Source organism: Candidatus Cloacimonadota bacterium, from assembly GCA_012516855.1.
Classification (GTDB): domain Bacteria; phylum Cloacimonadota; class Cloacimonadia; order Cloacimonadales; family Cloacimonadaceae; genus Syntrophosphaera.
This window is the reverse complement of the sequence record JAAYWB010000012.1, coordinates 19995-27303: the sequence shown is the minus strand read 5'-3', so window position 1 is coordinate 27303 and position 7309 is coordinate 19995. Positions and strand designations below refer to the sequence as shown.

Genomic DNA, 7309 nt, shown 5'->3' with positions numbered 1-7309 from the left:
CCCCAGATCTGCCGCAGCCACGGCAACCAAAAAACACCACCTCCGATCAACAGAATCAGGGCACGGTCAGGGAAGACCCGCGAAAAATGAACCTTCCCGGAGAACAGACCTATCAAACCCCGGGCACCAAACCTGCCAGAACCGCCCCTCCGCCAGACGCCAGCAAATTCGTGCGCGTTCCGGGCGGAATTTTTGGCTTTGGCCGGCTGAAGGACAATCCCAATTCCAACACCTCCCAGGACGGTTTCTGGATAGGAAAATATGAAGTTACCCAAAGCGAGTGGGAAGAATTCATGTCCACGCCCTATCTTTATGGCACCCGGGCAGGCAATCTGCCGGTGGAGAACGTTAGCTGGATAGACATCATCCGATATTGCAACGCCCGCAGCGAAAGAGAAGGGCTACAACTGGCCTACAGTATAACTGGCGGGGCTGCGTCTGTGACCTGCAACTTTTCGGCAAATGGTTACCGCCTGCCCACTGAAGCCGAATGGGAAATGGCCGCCAAAGCCGGGACATTGCTGGATTACAGCGGGTCAGACGATGCCAACGACGTTGCCTGGCATTATGACAACAGCAAGCTTCGCTACCGCGTCGGCGGCGGAAAGAAAGCCAACTCCTACGGTATTTATGACATGAGCGGCAATGTGGCGGAATGGTGCTGGGACTGGTATGATGCCAAATACCCAAGCAAACTGTTGGAGTTCAACAATCCCCGGGGCCCGTCCAGCGGTAGTCAGAAGGTGATCCGCGGCGGCAGCGTGAAAAACGGGATCGGCACCAACCTGGGCATCCTCTACCGCGACAAGGGCAATCCCAACAAAGGTTTGCCTTATGTGGGCTTCAGGCTGGTCCGCAGCCGCTGACGCCTATTTGACCAGGATCATTTTCAGGGTTTTACTGTAATCCCCGCTCTGCAGTCTGTAGAGGTATATTCCGCTTCCCACCTGCTTTCCGGCGCTGTCGCTGCCATCCCAGACGCTCTGATGGTCACCTGCGGGCAGATGTTCCCTCACCAGTTCCTTCACCAACTGCCCTTTCAGGTTGTAGATACCGAGGCGCACCTCGTTCGGCACGGCGAGGCTGTAGCGGATGGTGGTTTTGGGGTTGAAGGGATTGGGATAGTTCTGATACAGCGCGGTTTGCGGCAATCCCGGCAGTCCGGGGTCCTGGGCTGAGGTGGAAGTTCCGCAGATCAGCCTGATATTGTCGAGGGTCCAACCCGGGTCTGTAAGTTCAATGTGGGTTGACTGATCCACGAGGCGAAAGCGCAGCCAGAAGCTTTGCCCGGCAAGGGCGTCCAGCGGAACAAGTTCTTTGCTAAAATGATCGTGGCGGCCGGATTTCGTCCACCAAACCGTCCAGTTGAGGTTGTCGGTTGAGGTTTCCACCGTCACCGGATCGAAATTCCACTCGGTGTAGAGATGGGAATCGAAAGTAAGCATGGCAGAGGTTCCAGAAGGCAAGGTAAGCCGATGTGTGGGCTTTATCCAGACATCACAGTTGACGGCGTAGAATCCGTTTCCGCCCCAACTGTCGGTGATGGCGTAACCAGCGGACGAAAGCTCGTTTTGCAGTACCCACGGACCTTCGATGGTCCAACCGTCAGTGCCGGATTCCCAGTCTTCAGCAAATAGCACTTCGGCGGGGCTGAGTTCCAGCAGAAGGTTGTTCACGCCGGGAGAAAGTTCCACTGTGCCCAGCCAGGGATAGTAGCCCTCGGCGTAAACCCGCACGGGATATTCGCCCTCAAAACCATTATAAACAAAGTGTCCGTTCACCGCCAGGGTGTCCGGGAAAACATCCCCGATAACGATCTGGGCAGCGATGTCGGCTCCGCCGCTTAGCACCCTGCCGCTTAGGCTGGCTGGCTCGCGCGGCTGCATCTGCACCTGGATCTGGGTCCAGTTGTTGTTGTAAACCATCTGGTTCGGGATCACGGTGTCCCAATAGCCCTTTTTGCGGAAGCGGAGGTTGTAGGTTCCGGTTGACAACGGCTTGTAAAACCTGCCTGTACCAGGATTTGAAGTGCGGGGCACGAACCAGGGCGCGTGAAATCCTTCCACGATTATTTCGGCTTCCAGGGGCGCGCCGGTAACGGCATCGCTGATGTTTCCGGTGAGCATGGAACTGGAAGGAACGGCCTGGGAATAGGGCAAAGTGCGGTTCAGCATCCAGTAAACAGCGTTCCGGCAACGCTGGACGGTGTTTTGCATCAGCGCTTCGTTGGGTTGGAGATTCGCGGTCCCGCATTCGATCAGAATCTGGAAGGTGCCATACTGCTTGTACATCCAATCGTGAAACGCTCCTTTACGGCTGAGATTGGGAAACGCGTCATAAGTGCCCGTTCCAGCCTCATTGACTATCTGGTTGGCGACTCCGGAACAGATTGTTTGGGCAAAATTAAAGTCCGGGGAGGGGCGCACGTTCTTCCAGTTGAAAGGAACATAGCATTTCTCGCTGAGGGTGCCCCTGCGGGAGGAATGCCAACAAATTGAGTAAACAAAGGGATATTGGTCACAGAGGTTTTTTATTGCCTGGATTTCGCTTTCGCTCATCTCTCCGGGCCCCCTATAATAGTCATAAGGTTCGATCTGGTCAACCGTGGGCGGTTGCAAAAGCGTGTCGCCATGGCACCAGTTGAAATCGAAGTTACGATTAATATCGACTCCGTCGACGTCATAACCCACCAGGACAGTGTAATCGAAGACCCCGTTCATATTGTTGTCCCGCTTGTTCTTGCGATATGAGGTGTCGAGATTGGCTGTTACAACGTTATGCCCCTCGGGATTTAATGTGGGCACGAACCACATGTCCAGAAAGTTGATCCACTGCATATAGGGCATCTGGTCGCGATTGGCCAGAATTTCGGCAATGTTGTTCATCGTGATTTGCACGCCCAGAACTTCCTCCGCGTGCACTTGCCCCACAAAGAGCAGCGCCGGCTCCTCCTCGTCCTGGTCAACGTTGTCGGAAATGCGCATGGCGTATATCGGCAGATGATCCTGCTGAGAGAAACCTATCTGCACTATTTTGGCGATGTCCGGATGCTGGGTTTGATGATCGATCAGCATCTGCGAGATCTGAGCATAGGTGTAGTAGCATTCCGGCAAAGTCCCGCCCTGGGCCCAGAGCGCGGCCACAAAGACAAGCAACGCTGCAATCAGCAGTTTTCTCATTATTGGTCTCCAAACATTTTGGTAGTTTTCAATTAATGCAATTCTTATTCCATTTTAGGAGCGGCTCTCCCCATCATTACAGCATCAACAGGATGGCTCATGTTGCGCAGGAGTTGCCGCGGCTGCCGTTACCCCAGCGCAAGGCTCCCCGCGAACAAGCGAAGCAATGTCAGCTCGCCGTTAAGGCCCTGTCGAGTGTCCCGGACTCGCCTCCCGCACAATGCCCGCATTTGATGCGAGTATCATGCGCGGGGCGTGGGAGAGCGATGGAAGCGAGCGTTCAGGGCCTGACTGGCAGGACATTGCGGTGGCCAAGCAGTTAAGGTTCTCTTTCCAATCAAGTGGGTGTGGGCACCCAAGCAGGGGGCAGCCCGGAAGGCTATGCCAACCCAACACGAAAAGAACCATACGGAATCATTACGGTCTTCATCAGTAACGATTCCGTATGGATAATGCAATGATCAAAGGGGATCAGAGGCGGAATTTTGTGGTGACGGTCACCGATATGCTTTTGGTGCGGGTGTCGGTGTTGTAATAGCCGTAGTCCGAAACATCGGTGGAGTAGGGCTCGGTGATCTGGAACACGCCGCTTCGGGCGCTGCTGAGCTTGCCCAGCCTGGCTTTGGTGGCGCCCACGATCTCTTTGGCGCGGTCCATGGCATCGGCTGTGGCGGCGCCGATCATCTCCTTCTTGAGTTCGGGCAGCTTGGAATAGAGATATTCCAAGTTCGACTGCTGCAGCACGATGGAGCGTTCGGCAAAGAACTCCGGATCGAGGGCGATTTCCTCAACCTTGTGTATGTCGTTGCTGATAACATAGAGCATCTGGTCCACGCTGTAGCCGGTCATGTTGCCGTCGTTGTCGTAATGCGGTGCGCTGGTAGGTGGCTGGATGTTGATGTCCTTGGCGGTGAGGCCTTTGGAAAGCAGCAACGCCTTGAAGTCGTTCACATCGCGGTTGAGGCTGGTATAGGTTTGCATCAGCCCGTCCACACCGGTGTTTTTTTGCATGGAGAGGGTCCACTTCACGAGGTCGCTTTCAAAGGTTTTGCTGGCATAACCCACTACCTGCAGGTTGTCGTTTTCTAGCCGGCTTTCCATGTGGAAATATCCAAAGACAGCCAGTCCCAGCACAAAACAGACGCCGGCCATCAGCCAGCCCCGGTGCGGGGATTTGTCTTTGCCCATGGCTTCCCAAACGGCCATCACAACGATGGCGACAAGAGCTATCCAGAGAGGGTTGAAACTCATCTGAGCCTCCAAATGACGTTATTGTTAAACAAAATAATCCGAAAAACGGCCCTTGGCAATTATTTCCACTGACCTTTGCCGGCCTTCGAAAACGAAGCGCAGGGAAAGATTCATAATTCTGTCCGGAAGGTACCTCGCCGCCAATTCCGGCCATTCGATCAGGGTTACGCCGGAATCGATGAGGTCGGTTATGCCCAAATCGAGGAACTCGGCTTTATTTTTCAGCCGGTAAAGGTCAAGATGATAGAATGGAAACTTGCCGCCAGAATACTCTTTGAACAGCACAAACGATGGACTGTCAACCAGATCGGTGATTCCAAGCTTCGCTGCCAGGGCGCGGGCGAAAAAGGTCTTGCCGGAGCCGAGGTCTCCATACAGGCAAATCACGTCGCCAGGCCGCAGCAGCGGGGCGATGAAGGCTGCCAGGTCCCGGGTGTCCTGCTCTGAATCAAGTTTGATGGTTTTGGGTTTGGTCACAGGTGGCTCCATATATCATTTTGAAACATAAGAAAGCCTGTTGGCGGTGAAGGATCCAATCGCGGTTTTCTTGAGGGACGGAGAAGGTTTTGACCGCATATTTTCAGAAAAGAAAGTCCCAAAAGAGCCTGCGGGCATCTTTTGGGACAATCATCAGGCTTAATCTTGAAGACAGGGTGATTCTCAGCGGGACGCGCGTCAATCAGATTTTAAGGCGTTTGCTCCGGCAGGTTGCCACAGGCAGGATCATTTCCTCCATGGAAACGCCGCCGTGCTGGAAGGTGCCGTTGTATTGCCTTTGATATTGGTGGTAGGAATTGGGATAGACGAAATAATAGTCGTCCTTGGCAAAGATGAAGTTGTCCACTATGCTCTTGATCGGCAGCCCGTATTCGGAGGGTTTTTTCACATAGATGGCGTGGCGGTCGTTGGCGCTGAGGTTCTTGCCTTCCTTGTAGCGCACGGTGATGGAGGTGTCGCGGTCTCCGATAACCTGGGTGGCGCGGTTAACCTTGATGGAGCCGTGGTCGGTGCTGATAACGCAGATGGCATCCTGTTTGGCGATCAGCTTCAATGCCTCGTAGAGCGCGGAATGCAGGAACCAGTGTTTGGTGAAGGCGCGCAGGCCTTCCTCGTGGGGGATGGTTTCCTGGAGGATTTGGTCGCGGGAACGGTGGTGTGCCAGCAGGTCGAGGAAGTTGTAAACCAGCACCACCAGTTTTTCCTTGTTCCAGGTCTCGATCTTGCGAAGCACAAAGTTGCCTTCATCCATATTGAAGATCTTTACGTATTTGGAGCTGGGATCAAGGTTGTAGCCAAGTTCGGCGATATGCTCATCGAGCAGTTGGTGTTCGTTGCGGTTGCGGGAATTGTCCATTTCGCCGCTGCCCACCCAGTATTCAGGGAAGCGTTTGGCGATGTCCTGCGGCGGCAGGCCGCTGAAAATGGAATTGCGGCTGTAGGGCGTGGCTGTTGGCAGGATGGAGTAATAGAAGTCAAGCTCTTCGTCGAAGAGTTCCTTGATATATGGCTGGATGGACAGATACTGGTCGAGGCGCATGCAATCTATGATGATGAAATAGACCGGCACGCGGGTTTCAAAGTGGGGCGCGACGTACTGGGAAACCAGGTCGAATGAAAGGTTTGGACGGTCATCTGTTTGTAGCCAGTCGCGGTAATTGCGTTCCACGTAGTTGGTGAATTCGGTGTTGCAATTGCGTTTTTCCAAAAAATGGGTCTGGCGAAGCCCATCGTCGTTAACTTCGTCGATCTGTATCTCCCAATAGGCCATTTCACGGTAGATGCTGGCCCAGTCTTCCCAGCCGGGGTTGTCGAAGAGGCGCTGGTTGAGCTGGGCGATGTAACGGGTGTACTGTTCGCCGATTTGGTTGGCGCGTATCTGGTCGGCCTGGAAGATCTTTTTGATGGCCATGATGATCTGGTTGGGGTTGATGGGCTTGATCAGGTAATCGGCTATCTGCGAGGCGATTGCCTTGTCCATCAATCCTTCTTCCTCGCTTTTGGTGACCATAATGATCGGGAGGGAGGGATTTACACGTTTGATCTCCTGCAGGGTGGCGAGCCCATCCAGGCCGGGCATCATCTCGTCCATGATCACCAGATCGTATTTATTTTCAAGCGCCTTGTCGATGGCGTCATTACCATTGTTGCAGGTATCCACCAGGTAATTGCGTTCTTCCAGAAAAAGCACGAAGGGCTGCAGAAGATCGATTTCGTCATCGACCCAGAGGATTTTCATTTGCTTGGCACGTTTCATGGGGATTCCTCCTTGTTGAGTTCATTTTCGAAACTGCGCTGGCGTTCGCGGACCACGTTTTTCACGTGTTCGGGGTCGGCGTCCTGAAAAAACAGGGCCAGCTTGTAGTTGAGTTCAGTTCTGGAGCAGTTGAGAATGCCGGTCATCCGTTCCAGATACTGGTCGATGAACACTTTTTTGGGATCAATTTCCTTTTCCTTTTCTTCCTTTTTGAGCTCTTTGATGTGATTGCGCAGGTCTTTGGTGGGCATTTCCTCAGCTTTTTGCACCCATTCGTCGCGCAAGGCCCAGTCAGCTTTCCGCACCAGGGGCTGGATCATCTGGAGACGGTCGAAACCGATTTCGCGGATGGTGCCCTCGTCAACGTCCATCTCATCGATAAAAACGTCAAACACTGCCGCCAGCTTGCCGGCCAGGGAACCGCTGAGGCTGTATTCGGATTCCACAAAGTCTTTGAAAGACTCGTATCCTTTCATGCGGAAGATCTTGCTGCGCTTGATTTCCGATAACAACTGGCCGAGGCTGACGAAGTTTTCCTCCAGCTTTTCCTTGAGGTTTGCCACGGCGGAGAATTTTTCGGCCGGGGTCATGGTTTCAAGATGTTCATATTTTGCAATCATCTATT

The 7309-nt window shown here is 53.6% G+C and carries 6 protein-coding genes; 1 reads left to right on the top strand and 5 read right to left on the bottom strand.

Annotated elements, in window-relative coordinates; translation table 11 throughout:
• Positions 1-86 precede the first annotated feature (86 nt).
• Entirely contained in the window at positions 87-866 is a 780-nt protein-coding gene (locus tag GX466_00905) for a formylglycine-generating enzyme family protein (protein NLH92772.1), read from the top strand.
• Positions 867-869: 3 nt separating this feature from the next.
• Here the strand turns inward: GX466_00905 and GX466_00900 are convergent, their stop codons facing one another.
• From GX466_00900 to GX466_00880, 5 genes are all read right to left on the bottom strand, one after another.
• Positions 870-3179, bottom strand: a complete 2310-nt coding sequence (locus GX466_00900) for a T9SS type A sorting domain-containing protein (GenBank protein ID NLH92771.1) — start codon at positions 3177-3179, stop codon at positions 870-872.
• 471 nt (positions 3180-3650) lie between these two features.
• The gene (locus GX466_00895) at positions 3651-4430 is read right to left on the bottom strand and encodes an SIMPL domain-containing protein (protein ID NLH92770.1); all 780 of its coding nucleotides are present in this window, start codon (positions 4428-4430) and stop codon (positions 3651-3653) included.
• Positions 4431-4454: 24 nt separating this feature from the next.
• Positions 4455-4919, bottom strand: a complete 465-nt coding sequence (gene tsaE / locus GX466_00890) for a tRNA (adenosine(37)-N6)-threonylcarbamoyltransferase complex ATPase subunit type 1 TsaE (GenBank protein NLH92769.1) — start codon at positions 4917-4919, stop codon at positions 4455-4457.
• A 190-nt stretch (positions 4920-5109) separates the two neighbouring features.
• Positions 5110-6684: a bifunctional response regulator/alkaline phosphatase family protein gene (locus tag GX466_00885; GenBank protein ID NLH92768.1), complete on the bottom strand. Its 1575-nt coding sequence runs from the start codon at positions 6682-6684 to the stop codon at positions 5110-5112.
• Positions 6681-7304, bottom strand: a complete 624-nt coding sequence (locus tag GX466_00880) for a hypothetical protein (protein NLH92767.1) — start codon at positions 7302-7304, stop codon at positions 6681-6683. The genes GX466_00885 and GX466_00880 overlap by 4 nt, the downstream gene beginning before the upstream one ends.
• Positions 7305-7309: the final 5 nt, after the last annotated feature.

Coding starts and splice junctions, on each gene's coding strand:
- GX466_00905 (NLH92772.1), top strand. CDS start 87: ATGAACCTTCCCGGAGAACAGACCTATCAAACCCCGGGCACCAAACCT.
- GX466_00900 (NLH92771.1), bottom strand. CDS start 3,179: ATGAGAAAACTGCTGATTGCAGCGTTGCTTGTCTTTGTGGCCGCGCTC.
- GX466_00895 (NLH92770.1), bottom strand. CDS start 4,430: ATGAGTTTCAACCCTCTCTGGATAGCTCTTGTCGCCATCGTTGTGATG.
- tsaE (NLH92769.1), bottom strand. CDS start 4,919: ATGGAGCCACCTGTGACCAAACCCAAAACCATCAAACTTGATTCAGAG.
- GX466_00885 (NLH92768.1), bottom strand. CDS start 6,684: ATGAAACGTGCCAAGCAAATGAAAATCCTCTGGGTCGATGACGAAATC.
- GX466_00880 (NLH92767.1), bottom strand. CDS start 7,304: ATGATTGCAAAATATGAACATCTTGAAACCATGACCCCGGCCGAAAAA.